This window comes from Mycolicibacterium gilvum (assembly GCF_900454025.1).
GTDB classification, from domain to species: domain Bacteria; phylum Actinomycetota; class Actinomycetes; order Mycobacteriales; family Mycobacteriaceae; genus Mycobacterium; species Mycobacterium gilvum.
Genome location: NZ_UGQM01000001.1, coordinates 5,209,518 through 5,225,340 on the forward strand (window position 1 = coordinate 5,209,518; position 15,823 = coordinate 5,225,340).

General features: G+C 67.2%; 14 protein-coding genes and 1 pseudogene. 3 read left to right on the forward strand and 12 right to left on the reverse strand.

The genetic code is table 11. From position 1 onward, the window contains the following. Positions 1-84 precede the first annotated feature (84 nt). The 3 genes from dmpG to DYE23_RS24495 are packed head-to-tail and all read right to left on the reverse strand — an operon-like array spanning position 85 to position 2,868. Positions 85-1,143 (reverse strand): 4-hydroxy-2-oxovalerate aldolase, encoded by a 1,059-nt coding sequence (gene dmpG / locus DYE23_RS24485; RefSeq protein WP_011892419.1) that lies wholly within the window; start codon positions 1,141-1,143, stop codon positions 85-87. Further along, positions 1,140-2,072 carry an acetaldehyde dehydrogenase (acetylating) gene (locus DYE23_RS24490; protein WP_115328407.1) on the reverse strand — a complete coding sequence of 311 codons (933 nt, stop codon included), beginning with the start codon at positions 2,070-2,072 and terminating at the stop codon, positions 1,140-1,142. The genes dmpG and DYE23_RS24490 overlap by 4 nt, the downstream gene beginning before the upstream one ends. Positions 2,073-2,082: 10 nt before the next feature. Beyond that, entirely contained in the window at positions 2,083-2,868 is a 786-nt protein-coding gene (locus tag DYE23_RS24495; protein WP_011892417.1) for a 2-keto-4-pentenoate hydratase, read from the reverse strand. A 72-nt stretch (positions 2,869-2,940) separates the two neighbouring features. Here DYE23_RS24495 and kstD point away from each other — a divergent pair, with 72 nt between their 5' ends. Beyond that, complete coding sequence (gene kstD, locus DYE23_RS24500) at positions 2,941-4,653, forward strand: 3-oxosteroid 1-dehydrogenase (RefSeq protein ID WP_115329092.1); 1,713 nt, start codon at positions 2,941-2,943, stop codon at positions 4,651-4,653. Position 4,654: 1 nt separating this feature from the next. Next, entirely contained in the window at positions 4,655-5,515 is an 861-nt protein-coding gene (locus DYE23_RS24505) for an enoyl-CoA hydratase ChsH3 (RefSeq protein WP_115328408.1), read from the forward strand. A gap of 11 nt (positions 5,516-5,526) precedes the next feature. On the opposite strand, the gene DYE23_RS24510 is transcribed toward DYE23_RS24505, so the two are convergent. Together DYE23_RS24510 and DYE23_RS31790 are read right to left on the reverse strand one after the other, a co-directional pair. After that, entirely contained in the window at positions 5,527-6,009 is a 483-nt protein-coding gene (locus tag DYE23_RS24510; RefSeq protein WP_115328409.1) for a hypothetical protein, read from the reverse strand. A 124-nt stretch (positions 6,010-6,133) separates the two neighbouring features. Next, entirely contained in the window at positions 6,134-7,507 is a 1,374-nt protein-coding gene (locus DYE23_RS31790) for a hypothetical protein (protein ID WP_115328410.1), read from the reverse strand. 687 nt (positions 7,508-8,194) lie between these two features. Here DYE23_RS31790 and DYE23_RS24520 point away from each other — a divergent pair. After that, positions 8,195-9,064, forward strand: coding sequence for an MPT63 family protein (locus DYE23_RS24520; protein ID WP_115328411.1), 870 nt, complete (start codon positions 8,195-8,197; stop codon positions 9,062-9,064). A gap of 25 nt (positions 9,065-9,089) precedes the next feature. Here DYE23_RS24520 and DYE23_RS24525 read toward each other — a convergent pair whose 3' ends face one another. The 7 genes and pseudogenes from DYE23_RS24525 to DYE23_RS24555 form a co-directional block, all read right to left on the reverse strand. Continuing rightward, positions 9,090-9,794 (reverse strand): hypothetical protein, encoded by a 705-nt coding sequence (locus DYE23_RS24525; RefSeq protein WP_115328412.1) that lies wholly within the window; start codon positions 9,792-9,794, stop codon positions 9,090-9,092. Positions 9,795-9,831: 37 nt separating this feature from the next. Continuing rightward, complete coding sequence (gene ltp2, locus DYE23_RS24530) at positions 9,832-10,989, reverse strand: 17-hydroxy-3-oxo-4-pregnene-20-carboxyl-CoA lyase (RefSeq protein ID WP_115328413.1); 1,158 nt, start codon at positions 10,987-10,989, stop codon at positions 9,832-9,834. Then, positions 10,989-11,390, reverse strand: a complete 402-nt coding sequence (locus tag DYE23_RS24535; RefSeq protein ID WP_272940054.1) for a MaoC family dehydratase — start codon at positions 11,388-11,390, stop codon at positions 10,989-10,991. Before DYE23_RS24535 ends, ltp2 begins: the two co-directional genes overlap by 1 nt. Further along, positions 11,387-12,337 (reverse strand): bifunctional MaoC family dehydratase N-terminal/OB-fold nucleic acid binding domain-containing protein, encoded by a 951-nt coding sequence (locus tag DYE23_RS24540; RefSeq protein ID WP_115328415.1) that lies wholly within the window; start codon positions 12,335-12,337, stop codon positions 11,387-11,389. The genes DYE23_RS24535 and DYE23_RS24540 overlap by 4 nt, the downstream gene beginning before the upstream one ends. After that, a pseudogene (gene fadE29, locus DYE23_RS24545) lies at positions 12,334-13,496 on the reverse strand (acyl-CoA dehydrogenase FadE29). The gene DYE23_RS24540 and the pseudogene fadE29 overlap by 4 nt, the downstream one beginning before the upstream one ends. Positions 13,497-13,498: 2 nt before the next feature. After that, a complete protein-coding gene (locus DYE23_RS24550; RefSeq protein WP_115328416.1) occupies positions 13,499-14,500 on the reverse strand; it encodes an acyl-CoA dehydrogenase family protein in 1,002 nt (333 codons plus the stop codon). A 27-nt stretch (positions 14,501-14,527) separates the two neighbouring features. Further along, positions 14,528-15,790, reverse strand: a complete 1,263-nt coding sequence (locus DYE23_RS24555; protein WP_115328417.1) for a cytochrome P450 — start codon at positions 15,788-15,790, stop codon at positions 14,528-14,530. Between the last annotated feature and the right edge of the window lie 33 nt (positions 15,791-15,823).

Consider the following 15,823-nt stretch of genomic DNA (forward strand, 5'->3'; position numbering starts at 1 on the left):
GCGAGCCGCGGGTCGTCACCGCGAAACCGGGGCGTGTCGCACCGGCGCAGGCGAATGGTAGCGCCCGGCGATGTGCCGGCGCGATCAGGCGCGCGTCGCCTCGGCTTCCTGTTCGCGCTTGATCTCCAGCGCGATGTCGATCAGCTGGTCCTCCTGGCCGCCGATCAGCTTGCGCTGACCCGCGCGGTGCAGAAGCTGGTGCGCAGGCACACCGTAGCGCTCCGACTGACGGATCGCGTGCTTGAGGAAGCTGGAGTACACACCCGAGTAACCCATGATCAGCGCGTTGCGGTCCAGCAGGCATTCGGCCGGCATCGCAGGGGCGACGACCTCCTCGGCCGCATCGGCGATGTCGAAGAAGTCGATGCCCGTCTTGACGCCGATCTTGTCGAACACGCCGATGAGCGCCTCGACCGGCGCGTTGCCGGCGCCCGCGCCGAACCGGCGGCACGAGCCGTCGATCTGCTTGGCGCCCGCGCGCACGGCCTCGATCGAATTGGCGACCCCGAGGCCCAGGTTCTCGTGGCCGTGAAAGCCGACCTGAGCGTCGTCGCCGAGTTCTGCGACCAAAGCCGATACGCGATCGGCGACCCCTTCGAGAACGAGCGCGCCCGCCGAGTCGACGACATAGACGCACTGGCAGCCCGCATCGGCCATGATGCGGGCCTGTTTGGCGAGCTTCTCCGGCGAGATGGTGTGGCTCATCATCAGGAAGCCGACGGTCTCCAGACCCAGTTCGCGCGCCAGCCCGAAATGCTGAATGGACACGTCGGCCTCGGTGCAGTGGGTCGCGATGCGGCAGATCGAGCCACCGTTGTTCTGGGCCTCTTTGATGTCTTCCTTGGTGCCCACCCCGGGCAGCATCAGGAAAGCGATCTTCGATTCTTTGGCCGTCTCGGCGGCCAGCTTGATCAGCTCCTGCTCCGGGGTCTTGGAGAACCCGTAGTTGAAGCTCGACCCGCCGAGCCCGTCGCCGTGGGTGACCTCGATGACGGGGACGCCCGCCGCGTCGAGGGCCGCGACGATAGAGCCGACCTCGTCTTTGGTGAACTGATGGCGTTTGTGGTGCGAACCGTCGCGCAGCGACGTGTCCGTCATGCGGACGTCCCAGATCGGGTTGAAGTAGATGTCCTCGGTGCTCATGCCTGCGCTCCAGTCGTGGACGTAGCGACGCGTTCCCGGGCGATTTCTTCGCCCACCTTGGCCGCGGCCGCGGTCATGATGTCCAGGTTTCCAGCGTAGGGCGGCAGATAGTCTCCCGCACCCTCCACTTCGACGAAGATCGTGACCAGATGGTTTCCGCCGTTGACCACCGACGGTTCGTCGAACTGCGGTTCGTTGAGCAACCGGTAGCCGGGGACGTAGGTCTGCACCTCGGCGACCACGTCCTTGACCGACTGGGTGATCGCAGCGTGGTCTGCGTCCTCCGGGATCGCGCAGAAGATGGTGTCGCGCATGATCATCGGCGGATCGGCCGGGTTGAGGATGATGATGGCCTTGCCCCGACGCGCACCACCGATCACCTCGACGCCGGCGCTGGTGGTCTTGGTGAACTCGTCGATGTTGGCGCGGGTGCCCGGACCGGCCGAGGCCGACGACACCGACGCGACGATCTCGGCGTACGGCACGCCGCCCGTGTCGGCGACCGCGCGACTTACTGCGTACACCATCGGAATGGTCGCCTGTCCACCGCAGGTCACCATGTTGACGTTCGGGGCGTCGAGATGTTCACGCAGGTTGGCCGGCGGGATCACACCGGGGCCGACGGCCGCCGGCGTCAGGTCGATGGCGCGGATACCCGCCTCGGCGTAGCGCGGCGCGGCGTCGCGGTGCACATAGGCACTGGTCGCCTCGAACACCATGTCCGGCAACTCGCTCTGGGCCAGCAGCCAGTCGACCCCCTCGTGCGAGGTCTCCAGACCGAGCTTGCGGGCCCGCGCCAAACCCTCGCTCTCGGGGTCGATGCCGATCATCCAGCGCGGCTCAAGCACATCCGAACGCAGAAGCTTGTAGAGCAGGTCGGTACTGATGTTGCCCGAACCCACGATCGCGACGCTCATTTTCTCAGCCATTGTCAGGCTCCTATTCGAAATCCAGTCGTACTGAACCTAACCCGGTGAAGTCGGCGACGAAACGGCTGCCGGGAGGTGCATCTATCGCACGCGTGCACGATCCCGGGAGCACGATGTCACCGGCCTTGAGCCGGACACCGAAAGCCTCGACCTTGCGGGCCAGCCAGGCGACGGCGGTGACGGGGTTTCCCAGCACCGCGTCACTGCGCCCCTCGGCCACCACCTCGCCGTTGTTGGTCAGCACGGCGTCGATGGCACGGATATCGACGTCCTTCGGCGACACCCGGGCCTCACCGAGCACCCAGCCCGCGGAGCTCGCGTTGTCGGCGATGGTGTCGCACAACTTGATCTGCCAGTTGGTGATGCGAGTGTCGATCAGCTCGATCGCCGGCGCGAACGCCGCCGTCGCGGCGAGCACGTCGTCCTCGGTACAGCCGGCGCCGGGCAGGTCGTCGGACAGGATGAAGCCGACCTCGACCTCCACCCGGGGATAGAGATATCGACCGGAACCGACTGGAACATCTTCGAAGACCTGCATCTCTTCGAGCAGGTGGCCGTAGTCGGGTTCGTCGACGCCCATCATCTTCTGCATGGCCTCCGAGGAGAGGCCGACCTTGTGGCCGATGATGCGCGCGCCGTCGGCGACGCGTCGGCGGATGTTGATCAGCTGGATCTCGTAGGCGTCGACGACGTCGATGTCGGGATGGGCGTCGGTCAGCGGGCTGATGGGTTTGCGGCTCTGTTCGGCCTCGGCCAGGTCGGCGGCCAACTTCTCACGCACCTCAGCGGGCAGCATTTCGTGAAGTCCCCTCGTGTCTTCGACCGGCACAGTTGTTAGTGGGCCGGGCAATTCTATAACGTGTTCTACATGACGCAGCAGGAGTATGACGTCGTCGTGGTGGGCAGCGGCGCCGCCGGCATGGTGGCCGCCCTCACCGCAGCTCACCAGGGCCTCTCGACGATAGTCGTTGAGAAGGCGCCGCACTACGGTGGTTCCACTGCGCGGTCAGGTGGCGGAGTCTGGATCCCGAACAACGAAGTGCTGAAACGAGACGGGGTCAAAGACACCGCCGAGGCGGCCCGCACCTACCTGCACTCGATCGTCGGCGATGCCGTGCCGGCCGAGAAGATCGACACCTACCTCGACCGCGGTCCGGAGATGCTGTCGTTCGTGCTGAAGCACTCCCCGCTGAAGCTGTGCTGGGTGCCGGGATACTCCGACTACTACCCCGAGACGCCGGGCGGCAAGCCCACCGGCCGATCTGTGGAACCCAAACCGTTCAACGCCAAGAAGCTCGGGCCCGACGAGAAGGGTCTGGAACCGCCGTACGGCAAGGTGCCGCTGAACATGGTGGTGATGCAGCAGGACTACGTGCGGCTCAATCAGCTCAAGCGCCATCCGCGCGGTGTGCTGCGCAGCCTGAAGGTGGGCGTGCGTTCGGTGTGGGCCAACGCCACCGGCAAGAACCTCGTCGGCATGGGCCGCGCCCTGATCGCGCCACTGCGCATCGGTCTGCAGAAGGCAGGCGTGCCGGTGCTGCTGAACACCGCCCTGACCGACCTCCACGTCGAGGACGGCGTCGTCACCGGCATCTATGTCGTCGCCACCGGGGACTCCGTCAACGCTGAGCCGCAACTGATCCGCGCGCGGCGCGCAGTCATCCTCGGCAGCGGCGGCTTCGAGCACAACGAGCAGATGCGGGTGAAGTACCAGCGGGCGCCCATCACCACCGAATGGACGGTGGGCGCGGTGGCCAACACCGGCGACGGCATCGTGGCCGCCGAAAAACTCGGCGCCGCACTGGAGATCATGGAGGACGCCTGGTGGGGACCGACGGTGCCGCTGGAGGGCGCACCGTGGTTCGCGCTGTCCGAGCGCAACTCCCCCGGCTCGATCATCGTCAACATGGCGGGCAAGCGGTTCATGAACGAGTCGATGCCCTACGTAGAGGCCTGCCACCACATGTACGGCGGCCAGTACGGCCAGGGACCGGGACCGGGCGAGAACATCCCGGCCTGGCTGATCTTCGACCAGCAGTATCGTGACCGCTACATCTTCGCGGGCCTGCAACCGGGACAACGCATTCCGTCGAAGTGGCTGGAGTCCGGCGTCATCGTCAAGGCCGACACCCTCGACGAGTTGGCCGCGAAGACCGGACTGCCCGCAGACGCGTTCAAGGCGACGGTCGACCGCTTCAACGGGTTCGCCCGGTCGGGGCGTGACGAGGACTTCAAGCGAGGCGAGAGCGCGTACGACCGCTACTACGGCGATCCCACGAACAAGCCGAATCCGAACCTGGGCGAGATCAAGCAGGGCCCGTTCTACGCGGCCAAGATGGTGCCCGGTGATCTCGGCACCAAGGGCGGAATCCGCACCGACGTGCACGGGCGGGCGCTTCGCGACGACGGCTCCGTGATCGAAGGGCTCTACGCCGCCGGTAATGTCAGCTCGCCGGTGATGGGCCACACCTATCCCGGCCCCGGAGGGACCATCGGTCCCGCGATGACCTTCGGTTATCTTGCAGCGCTCCACATCGCCGGAGCCGCTTCGGCGGCGACATACAGCCCCGGAAAGGGATGACGTGCCCATCAATCTCGACGAGGCCATAGGCGCCGAGCTGCCACCGGTCGAATTCTCGTGGACCAGCAGCGATGTCCAGCTGTACCACCTCGGGCTGGGCGCGGGCGCCGATCCGATGGACCCGCGTGAGCTGCGCTACCTGGTCGACGACACCCCGCAGGTTCTTCCCACCTTCGGCAACGTGGCGCAGAGCTTCCACATGACCGAGCCGCCCGCGGTGAAGTTCCCCGGCATCGACATCGAGTTGAGCAAGGTGCTGCACGCCAGCGAAGCCGTCACCGTGCCCGGACCGGTCCCGGCCGCGGGGACCGGGATCGCGGTCACCCGGTTCACCGAGATCTGGGACAAGGGCAAGGCTGCCGTCATCTGGTCGGAGACCGAGGTCAAGGATCCCGACGGAACGCTGTTGTGGACGCAGAAGCGGTCGATCTTCGCCCGCGGTGAGGGCGGCTTCGGCGGCGACCGCGGACCGTCCACCTCGACCGCGGCCCCCGACCGCGCACCCGATCTGGAGTTGACGGTGCCAACCTCACCTCAGCAGGCGCTGCTCTACCGGATGTGCGGCGACCGCAACCCGCTGCATTCGGACCCCGAGTTCGCCGCCGCCGCCGGCTTTCCGCGGCCCATCCTGCACGGCCTGTGCACGTACGGCATGACCTGCAAGGCACTGGTGGACAACCTGCTCGACGGCGATGTCCGGGGCCTGAAGTCCTACGGCGCCCGGATGGCCGGGGTGGTGTTCCCGGGGGAGACGTTGCGCGTCAGCGTGTGGAAGGACGGCGGCAGCTATACCGCCACCGTCACCGCACCCGAACGCGACAATGCGGTGGCGCTGGCCGGGGTCGAGTTCGTCCCGGCCTGACGCGACACCTGCTACTGGCAGAGCTCGGAGATCTGTGTCGCCGCCGTCTGCGCGTCGTTCATCCTCGTGACCTGATTGGCATCGTCGGCGGGCGTGCCCGCAAGCTGACCCATCCCGATGTACTCAAGGTTGTTCGCGAAGGTCCGCACCGCCTCGGCCAAATCGTCGGGCACCTCGCCGTCGAGACGGGACAGCAGGAACTGACCGCCGCCGAGGGTGGCCAGGCGCGCATTGGCCGCGACGGCCTGCGTCGCAACGGGTTCGGGTCCGAGATTTGCATTCGTTTGCAACGACACCGCATTGCGGACCAGCGCAAACGCATTGCACACCCTGGTCTTGGGGTCGGTGGTCTGGTCGGCGGTCGACGCCGAGGTATCACCCGACGGGGCGCTCACCAACGCATACACAGCGACCGCGAGCGCTGCGAGCGCGACCACCAGGGCAGCAATGACGAGTTGTCCGGTACGTCGCGAAGCAGCTGCAGATTCATACACCGGGCGATCATAGCCCGGTCATCGCCGGCGAAAATGCCGACGCGCCACAGCTTTTGCACGTCGCGGCAAACAACAGCAGGCCCACCGGGGATACCGATGGGCCTGCTGTCTCGCTGAATGACTTCTAGTCGTCGGAGTCCGCCGAACCCGAGGAACCCGAGCTCGTCTCGGTCTCGCCGTCCGCACCTGCGTCACCGTCGGAGCCGATCGCACCACCCGCTCCGCCCGGGCCGCCCTTACCGGCCACCGGCGTCTTGGTGCCGCCGGTCTCGTTGTACCCGTCGCCGCCGATACCGCCGTTGCCGCCGTTGCCCACGGCGGCTCCGCCGTTGCCGCCGGCACCGCCGTTTCCGCCCTTGCCGTTGCCGGTGCCCACCGGATCGCCTTCTTCGTCGGGCACACCGCCCCAGCCGTAGCCGCCGTCGCCGCCGTCACCGCCGTCGCCCACGACCCTGGCCCCGCCGCCGTTGCCGCCGTTGCCGCCGGTCGCGTCACCGTTCAGGCTTTCCGCGGCACCGCCGTGGCCGCCACGTCCGCCTGTCAGGCCGCCGGCACCGCCGTTACCGCCCTGCGCGTCGGCCTCTTCGTAACCCCAGCCGTCACCGCCCGTGCCGCCGGCGCCACCGGAGCCGCTGTCGGCACGGGAGCCACCCCCGTTGCCTCCGACGCCGCCCTTGCCGACCTTGCCGTCAGCCCACGCGGAGCCGCTCCCGCCGTCGCCGCCGCTGCCGGCCTTGCCGTAATTGGTGCCGCCGCCGGTGCCTCCGGCACCTCCGGTCGCGCTGCCGGACTCCGACCACGCCTGGCCGCCGGCCCCTCCGTCGCCGGCCTGGCCCAGCTGGCTCCTGCCGCCGTTACCGCCGCGGCCACCGGTCGCGTTGTTCTTCGCCGCGTCCGTTCCGGTGAAATTGCTGGTGTTGTCGTCATTGCCGCCCGCGCCGCCGTCGCCGCCACGACCGAACAGGCTGCCGTCGCCACCCCGGCCACCCTGGCCCGCCGCGGACACGAGTGCACCGTTCGCGCCGTACACGGCGTTGACGCCGTCACCGCCATTGCCGCCGTCGCCGAAGTACAGACCCGCCTTGCCACCGGCTCCGCCGTAGCGACCGTCGCCGCCGTTGCCGCCCAGCAGCCCGCCGTTGCCGCCGTTGCAGGCCTCACCTGTGCAGTCGGCAGCCGCGTCGAGGCCATCGCCGATCAACCAGCCGCCCGGCCCGATGATCGGCCGTAACGCCGGGGTCGCACTGGCCTGTGCCAGTGCCGACGAGGAGTCGGTCTTGGCACGATCGCTGCCCGCGTCGAGCGTCAGCCACAGCAACTCTTCCTCGTTCGACACGAGCTGCACGCGGGGGTCGGTGGAGGTGGATGCATCGACATCGGTCAGCAGCGCCGTGCCGACACCGGCAAGGGCCGCGCTGGCCATGCCCGCCGTGATACCGGCGCCGAGATACCTGCGAATTGCCGCCGAGCGATCGCTCGTATTGGCGTGCCTTGCCATGGTCCTGCTCCCTGAGATCGTGGGCTCAAAAGGGGTCGCCACAGCCATGCGCCAGGCAACGCCCTGTCAGTCTTACCAGAGCCGCAGCCACATTTGGCTCCTTTTGCTGGCCACAATCAAAACGTTCACCCGTCGGACGGCTCGGAGTGGCCGGCTCCGCGGCGATTATGTGCAGCCCACGGTGAACGGACGACGCAGAAACTACTGGTCAGGGGCTCTGCGATCTATCGTTCGCATGAAGTCCGGCGGCTGCGGTTCACCACGGTCGAGCGCCAGGCCGACCCGTACAGTGCGCCGCGCGAGCGCGGCACACTTTGCTGAGAGGAAGCTGAGGACCGTCGAGGACGTGCGGGTCCGGCAAACCGATTCTTTGTTGCGAAAGCCTCCCGGTCAGCGCCGGAACCCCTTCCGGCAACTACCGACCGTCGTTCGGCAACGATCGGCATGTCCCGTGGGTCCACCAATCGGTGCGCCCTTCGGACCCGCGCACCGACAAGGCGCCCGGACGTGTGCGCGCACGTACGGACAACATCGGGCGCAGCGCGCATGCCACTGCTGCCGGGATTCCTCCGGCAAATCGGGCCCTCCCCACTCCGACAAGGTCCGCCGAAAGGCAATACAGACGACCTGTTACGTTGCCCGGTGGGGAATACCTCGCTGCTCGCTCAACGAACACAGGAGGAGAACGTGAACTTCAAGCCTGCTCTGGTTGCCGCGGCGACGGCCGCCGCCGCCACTGCCGTGACCCTCGGGGGCGCCGCTTCGGCTTCGGCGGACACCGAGGTGAAATGGCTCGGGCAACCGGGCGAACTGGTCAACGGCGCCGTCGTCCAGCATTGGACGGTCAGCCATCTCAAGCCCAGCACGGACACCATCCCCTATCGGCCCGTCGGCACCCTGTGGGAGGCGACTGCCAGCGATGAGGCCGTGGCCGGAACGGTCACGCCGATCATCTCCAATCTCAACGCCCGCGCGAAGAACGGTGACACCTATCGTGTGCTGTTCGGTGTCGCCACCACGCAGGGTGTGAATCCCGCGCCGCTGGCCCAGGGCCAGAAGACGTCCGGCAAGATCTACTTCGACGTCACCGGCGAGGCACCCGACAGCGTCTTCTACAGCACCGGCGACGCCGAGGAACTGTTGTGGCTGCAGGCGCCGCCGCCCGCCACCGGCTCGGGCTCCGGCACCGGCGGAAGCACGAGTGGCTCGTCGTCTTCGGGCACCTCCGCCGCGCCGCCGGCGTCGGCCACCGCTGAGACCGCCGCACCGGAATCGCCCGCCTCGACCGCGACTGCGGAGCCCGCAGCCGTCGGATCGGCCACACCGGCCTCGGTGCCCTCGGGCAGCAGCGGCACCCCGCTTCCTGCAGGCAGCGCGGGAACCCCGTTGCCGGAGGGCAGCGCCGGGACCCCGTTGCCGGAGGGCAGCGCCGGGACCCCGTTGCCCGCGAACGCGGCGCCTCCCGCCGAAGCCGCGCCGGCACCCGTGCCCGCAGCCGCCACGCCGGCTCCGGCCGCGCCGACCACGACGGTCGTCGTGCCGGCACCGCCGGCCTGACGCCGACGATTCGCTCCACCCGTTCTCAGGAGTGCGACGCCCACCAGGTGTAGAGCTGAACCATGTTCGGCCCCTGTGGGCCGGACTGCACCTCACTGATCAGCAGATCGGCGTCGGTGGTCCACGCCACCGTGGGCCTGCTCTCCTGAAAGCCGCACACCAGGGTTCCGACAGGCTGGTCAGGCGCCGCGTTGCGCCGCCACGGACCGGGTGACTGAATGTTGCCCGGGCAGTCCACCACCGAGAGCCCCGTGATCACGTCGTCGAAGAACGCGTTGCGTGCCGACTCGCTCCCGACCAGCGTGTAGGTCGCGGTGAGCGGGCCGCCGACATCGTCGTTCTTGGTGCAATCGATCTGCGACAGTGCGTCTTTCGACGGTTCCACGGGTCGGCATGCGCCGGTGGCGTACCCCTTGGGCAGCAGGCTCTGCAGCCGTGCGTCCGCAGCCTGCCGAGATTCCGTCTCGCCGACGGTCGCGGTGTCCGCGGACGTGTCCTGCCCGCCTTCGGCTTTCGGCCAGAAGAACCATGCGAGCGCTCCGAGCCCCAGGACCGCGGCGGCCGCCGCGGCGATCGGCGCGACCGGAGCCCGATTCCGCTGCACCGGGCGGGGATTCACCGCCATCGGGGCGTCGTAGCGGGGCCGGGGGTCCTCAGAGGGTGGGTCGCTCCTGCTGACGTTCAGCGGCCCTGTGTCGTCATCGTCGGGATGCGGCTCGTAGGAGCTCATTCGGCCAGACTAGTGCGCCCTGTGCGGCCGACGAACGTCATCCCAGGATGAGACCCGATGTCGGCACACCGGTGCCCGCCGTGACGAGCACGTGTTCGACATCGGGAACCTGGTTGACCGACGTCCCCCGCAACTGACGTACTCCTTCGGCGATGCCGTTCATCCCATGGATGTAGGCCTCGCCGAGCTGTCCGCCATGAGTGTTGATCGGCAGCCGTCCGCCGATCTCGATAGCACCGCCGGCGATGAAATCCTTCGCCTCACCCTTGCCGCAGAACCCGAGCTCCTCGAGCTGGATCAGCGTGTACGGCGTGAAATGGTCGTACAGGATCGCGGTCTGGATGTCCGTCGGCGTCAGGCCGCTCTGCGCCCAGAGCTGGCGACCCACAAGGCCCATCTCCGGCAGACCGAGCTCCTCCCGGTAGTACGAGTACATCGTGAACTGATCGGCACCCGCGCCCTGGGCAGCCGCCTCGATGATCGCCGGTCGATACTTGAGATCCCTGGCCCGCTCCGGGGTGGTGACCACGATGGCCACCCCGCCGTCGGTTTCCTGACAGCAGTCGAGCAAGCGGAGCGGTTCGGCGATCCAGCGCGAATTCTGATGGTCCTCGATGGTGATCGGCTTGCCGTAGAAGTGCGCCTTCGGATTGTTTGCGGCGTGCTTACGATCTGCCACCGAGATCACACCGAAATCCGCGCTGGTGGCGCCGAATTCGTGCATGTATCGCTGCGCGATCATCGCCACCGACGCCGCGGGCGTACTCAACCCGTGAGGATAGGACCAGCTGTACTCGACGCCGCGGGAATCCGCGTTCACCGTCAGCCCCGTCATCACCTGGCCGAACCGGTGCTCGGAGCGTTCGTTGAACGCGCGGTAGGCCACCACGACCTCGGCAACGCCGGTCGCCACCGCGATCGCCGCCTGCTGCACGGTCGCCGCGGCCGCGCCACCGCCGTAGCCGATCTGGCTGAAGAACTTCAGCTCCCCTATACCGGTCGACCGGGCGACCGCCGTCTCCAGGTTCGAGTCCATGCTGAAGGTGACCAGACCGTCGACATCGGCGGTCGTCAGCCCGGCGTCGTCGAGTGCGTCCAGAACCGCCTCGGCGGCCAGTCGGAGCTCGCTGCGGCCGGAGTTCTTCGAGAAGTCGGTGGCGCCGATACCGGCGATCGCGGCTTTTCCGGAGAGCATCAGTGGTCCCCCAACGCAAGTGTCGCCGTGGCGATGACGTGATTTCCCAGACTGTTCGCACCGACCACCTTCACGGTGACGACACCGTCGTCGACGGCGGTCACCTCGCCGGTGAAGGTGATCGTGTCGTAGGCGTACCACGGCACGCCGAGACGCAGGCCGATCGACCTGATCCGGGCAGCGGGCCCGGCCCAGTCGGTGAGATAGCGCTGCACCAGTCCGGTGTCGGTCAGGATGTTGACGAAGATGTCCTTGGACCCCTTCGCCTGCGCCTTGTCCCGGTCGTGGTGGACGTCCTGATAGTCACGGGTCGCAATGGCCGTCGACACGATGAAGGTCGGGTCTCCGTAGATCTTGAGTTCGGGAAGCGTGGTCCCGACCTCGACGCTGGGTGCGCTCACCGGGCGGGCTCCCATGCGTACAGGGTCCACGCCGGACTGACATCACTGTCGGGGAAGTCGAGATACGTTGCACGCACGGGCATTCCGATCTTCACATCGGTGGGGTCGACGTCACGCAGCTCGCCGAGCATGCGAACGCCTTCGTCGAGTTCGACGAGCGCGATCACGAACGGCAGGCTGCGCCCGGGCACCTGGGGTGCGTGATGCACCACGAAGCTGAACACCGTGCCATTGCCGGACGCGACGACATAGTCGGTCGGCGCGTCCTTGTCGGCCCACACCGCCGGCACCGGTGGGTGTTGCAGAGTACCGTCGGGTCTGCGCTGGATGCGCAGCTCGTGGGCGTTCACGCCGTCCCAGAAGAACCGGGTGTCCCTCGAGGACGCCGGCCGCATCAGCTTGTCCGGGTCGAGGTCCTCGGGAACGGGCGGTTTGTCCTCCGCACGCGGCTTGAACTTCATGATGCGCCAGTTCATTTCGGCGACAGTCTCGCCGTCACCGACCGTCCAGGTGATGAGCTGGTTGATGAAGAAGCCCTCGCCCAACGCGGTCTGCTTGGGGCCGACGACATCGGTGATGTCGGCGTGGATGGTGAGCTCCTCACCGGGTTGCAGATAGCGGTGGTAGGTCTGCTCGCAGTTGGTGGCCACCACGCCGACGTAGCCGGCCTCGTCGAAGAGCTCCATGATCTTCGACAGCGGATCGTCGTCGGAGCGGCCCTGCCCGAGTCCGCCCATCGTCCAGACCTGGATCATCGCCGGTGGCGCGACGACACCGGGATGGCCCGCGGCCTTTGCGGCCTCGTCGTCGACGTAGATCGGATTCCTGTCGCCGATCGCGTCCACCCAGTGGTGGATCATCGGCTGGTTCACCGGATCCCGAGCCACTCGCGGATCACTCTTGCCCGCCGCGGTGATCTTCTCGATACCGGCTTTCAGATCGCTCACCGCGGCACCCTCGGGACCTTCAGCCCGGATGCCGCGATCATCTCCCGCATCACCTCGTTGACCCCGCCCCGAATGTGATCACCAGGTTGCGCTTGGTCATCTTGTCCAGCCAGTCGAGCAACTCGGCGGTGTGCGCGTCGGCGGGGTTGCCGTAGCGGCCCACCAGTTCCTCGGCGAGGCGGCCCACTTCCTGGATGCGCTCGGTCGAGAACACCTTGGTCGCAGCGGCATCGGCCACGGCGATGGTCTCACCTGAGGCCGCAACCTGCCAGTTGAGCAGCTCGTTGATGCGCCAGATCGCCTTGATCTGGCCGAGCAGACGCCTCGCGCCCTCCTCTTTGATCGGCACGACGCCGTCCGACCCCGGCGTGGTCGCCCACTCGTGCACCTCGTCGTAAATACCTGCGACCCGCCCTGCCGGCCCGAGTCCCACGCGCTCGTGGTTGAGCTGGGTGGTGATCAGCTTCCAGCCGCCGTTCTCCTCGCCGACGAGCATGTCGGCGGGCACCCGCACGTCGTTGTAGTACGACGCGTTGGTGTGATGGGCACCGTCGGACAGGATGATCGGGGTCCACGAGTAGCCGGGATCCTTGGTGTCGACGATCAGGATCGAAATGCCTTTGTGTTTGGCTGCTTCCGGGTCTGTACGGCACGCCAGCCAGATGTAGTCGGCGTCGTGGGCACCGGTCGTCCACATCTTCTGCCCGTTGACGACATACTCGTCGCCGTGGCGCACCGCTGTCGTCCGCAGCGACGCCAGATCGGTTCCCGCTTCGGGCTCGGAGTAGCCGATCGCGAAATGCACCTCACCGGAGAGGATTCCGGGAAGGAACTTCTTCTTCTGTTCCTCCGTGCCGTGCACCTGCAGCGTGGGTCCGACCGTCTGCAGCGTGACCATCGGCAGCGGCACGTCGGCACGGTTGGCCTCGTTGACGAAGATCTGCTGCTCGATCGGCCCGAATCCCAGGCCTCCGTACTCCTTCGGCCACCCGACGCCGAGCTTGCCGTCGCTGCCCATCCTCTTGATGACCGCACGGTAGGCCTCGTTGTGACGATCGGATTTCATCGCCGCCGCCTCTTCAGGCGTGATGAGCGTCGTGAAGTACTCGCGCAGCTCCGCTTGCAACGCCCGCTGTTCGGGCGTCAGTTCGATATACATCTTTACGCTCCCACCAGGTCGAGGCGATGCGCGGGACCGCCCAGCAGCCGGGTCAGGTCCTTGATCGAGGAGTAGTAGCGGTCCATGGGGTAGGTGATGTCCATCCCCATACCGCCGTGCAGGTGATGACAGAGCCGCATCGCCGGCGGGGCCTGCGAGGTCAGCCAGTAACCCAGGATCGCGAGATCATCCTCGGCGTCGAGACCCTCCGAGAGCCGCCACACCACCGAGTTGGACACCAGATCGATGGTGCGCGAAGCGATGTAGACCTCGGATAGCTGCGCCGCCACCGTCTGGAACGTCGACAGCGGGCGACCGAACTGCTCGCGATTGGCGACGTAGTCCGCCGTCAGACGCAGCGCTCCGGCGACGAGTCCTGCCGCGAACGCCCCGATCGCGGCCAGCGACAGCTGGTTCACCCGGGAGACTTCCGCGCCGGCGAGGACGTCGTCGTCGGCAACCGCGACGTCGTCGAACGTCACTGCCGCCTCCTCACCTCCGTTGGCGGTCGGTGTCACGGTCACGGTGAGCCCGTCGGCGTCCCCGGGCACCACGACGACGCCACTGTCGGTCGTCACGATCAGCCAATCCGCCTGTGCGGCATAGCCGACGGCGATCTTGGTGCCGTTGAGTCTTCCCGCGGCGAGGGTGACGGCGGGGTGGTCGGGCAGGGACGCGCCCGGCTCATTGAGAGCCAGAGTCACCACGGAGCCCTTCCCGACGGCTGCGAGATACCGGTCCTGCTGATCCTCGGTGGCAAGATCGAGCAGCACGGCCGTCGCGCCGAGCGTGACCAGCGCGGGGCTGACCGTGCCGCGCCTGCCGATCTCGGTGAGCGCGGTCGCGATTTCGGCGAGACCGACACCGTCACCACCGAGGCGCTCCGGCACCGCCAGTGCCGTGACCCCGCCGGAAACCAGTGCTTCCCACGTGTTCTCGCGTTCGAGGACCGACGTCACCACATCGGCGACAGCCTGCTGCCCCTCGTCCGGACTGAAATCCACCCGAATCCTCCTTGATTCGCAGACGCGTCAGTGGCTGACCGGACAGCCTTTGCCGGTGTAATCGACCTGCCAGTGCTTGATGCCGTTGAGCCATCCGGACTTCAGCCGCTCGGGATCGCCGATCGGCTTCATGTCGGGCATCGCGTCGGCGATCGCGTTGAAGATCAGGTTGATCGTCATCTTGGCGAGGTTCGCGCCGATGCAGTAGTGCGCACCCGTTCCGCCGAACCCGACGTGCGGGTTGGGGTTCCGCATGATGTTGAAGCTGTGCGGATTCTCGAACACCTCTTCGTCGAAATTGGCTGAGCGGTAGGACATCACGACGCGCTGACCCTTCTTGATCTGCACGCCTCCCAGTTCGGTGTCCTCCAGCGCGGTGCGCTGGAACGCCGAAACCGGGGTGGCCCAGCGGACGATCTCGTCGGCGGCGGTCTCCGGGCGTTCCTTCTTGTAGAGCTCCCACTGCTCGGGGTTCTGCGAGAACGCGATCATGCCGTGGGTGATCGAGTTGCGGGTGGTCTCGTTGCCCGCCACCGCGAGCATCACGACGAAGAAGCCGAACTCGTCGTCGGAGAGCTTCTCGCCCTCGATGTCGGCTTCGATGAGCTTGGTGACGATGTCCTCGGTGGGGTTCTTCGCCCGCTCCTCGGCCATCTTCATGGCGTAGGTGATCAGCTCGAACGATGACATCGCCGGGTCGACGTCGGCGTACTCGGGATCCTCACCGGCGGTCATCTCGTTGGACCAGCGGAACAGCTTGTCGCGGTCGTCCTGGGGTACGCCGAGCAGCTCGGCGATCGCCTGCAGCGGCAGTTCGCAGGACACCTGCTCGACGAAGTCGCCCGAGCCCGCTGCCGCGGCAGTCTCGGCGATCTTCTGCGCGCGGGAGCGCAGTTCGTCCTCGAGGCGACCGACGGCGCGCGGGGTGAACCCGCGCGAGATGATCTTGCGCAGTCGCGTGTGCTGCGGGGCGTCCATGTTGAGCAGCACGGCCTTCTGCAGGTCGATCGCGTCGCGCGTCATGTCCTGCGGCCACACCGGAATGGCACCGTCCGGGGAGCTGCCGAAGATGTCGTTGCGCTTGGACACTTCTTTGACATCCGCGTGCTTGGTGACGAGCCAGTACCCTTTGTCACCGAAGCCACCCGTGCCGCCGGGCACATCGACCCAGTGGACGGGCTCGGAGTGACGAAGCTCCGCCAGTTCTTCAACGGGGAGCCGCTCCAGATTGAGGGTCGCGTCGAGGAAGTCGAAGTCGGGCGAGATCGGGCAGGAATTCGTGCCTGGCATAGTTGTGGGCTCCTCAAATGCAACGTGTTCTAG

Coding starts and splice junctions, on each gene's coding strand:
- DYE23_RS24525 (WP_115328412.1), bottom strand. CDS start 9,794: ATGAGCTCCTACGAGCCGCATCCCGACGATGACGACACAGGGCCGCTG.
- ltp2 (WP_115328413.1), bottom strand. CDS start 10,989: ATGCTCTCCGGAAAAGCCGCGATCGCCGGTATCGGCGCCACCGACTTC.
- DYE23_RS24495 (WP_011892417.1), bottom strand. CDS start 2,868: ATGCTGCCCGCTGAGGTGCGTGAGAAGTTGGCCGCCGACCTGGCCGAG.
- DYE23_RS31790 (WP_115328410.1), bottom strand. CDS start 7,507: ATGGCAAGGCACGCCAATACGAGCGATCGCTCGGCGGCAATTCGCAGG.
- DYE23_RS24555 (WP_115328417.1), bottom strand. CDS start 15,790: ATGCCAGGCACGAATTCCTGCCCGATCTCGCCCGACTTCGACTTCCTC.
- kstD (WP_115329092.1), top strand. CDS start 2,941: ATGACGCAGCAGGAGTATGACGTCGTCGTGGTGGGCAGCGGCGCCGCC.
- DYE23_RS24490 (WP_115328407.1), bottom strand. CDS start 2,072: ATGGCTGAGAAAATGAGCGTCGCGATCGTGGGTTCGGGCAACATCAGT.
- dmpG (WP_011892419.1), bottom strand. CDS start 1,143: ATGAGCACCGAGGACATCTACTTCAACCCGATCTGGGACGTCCGCATG.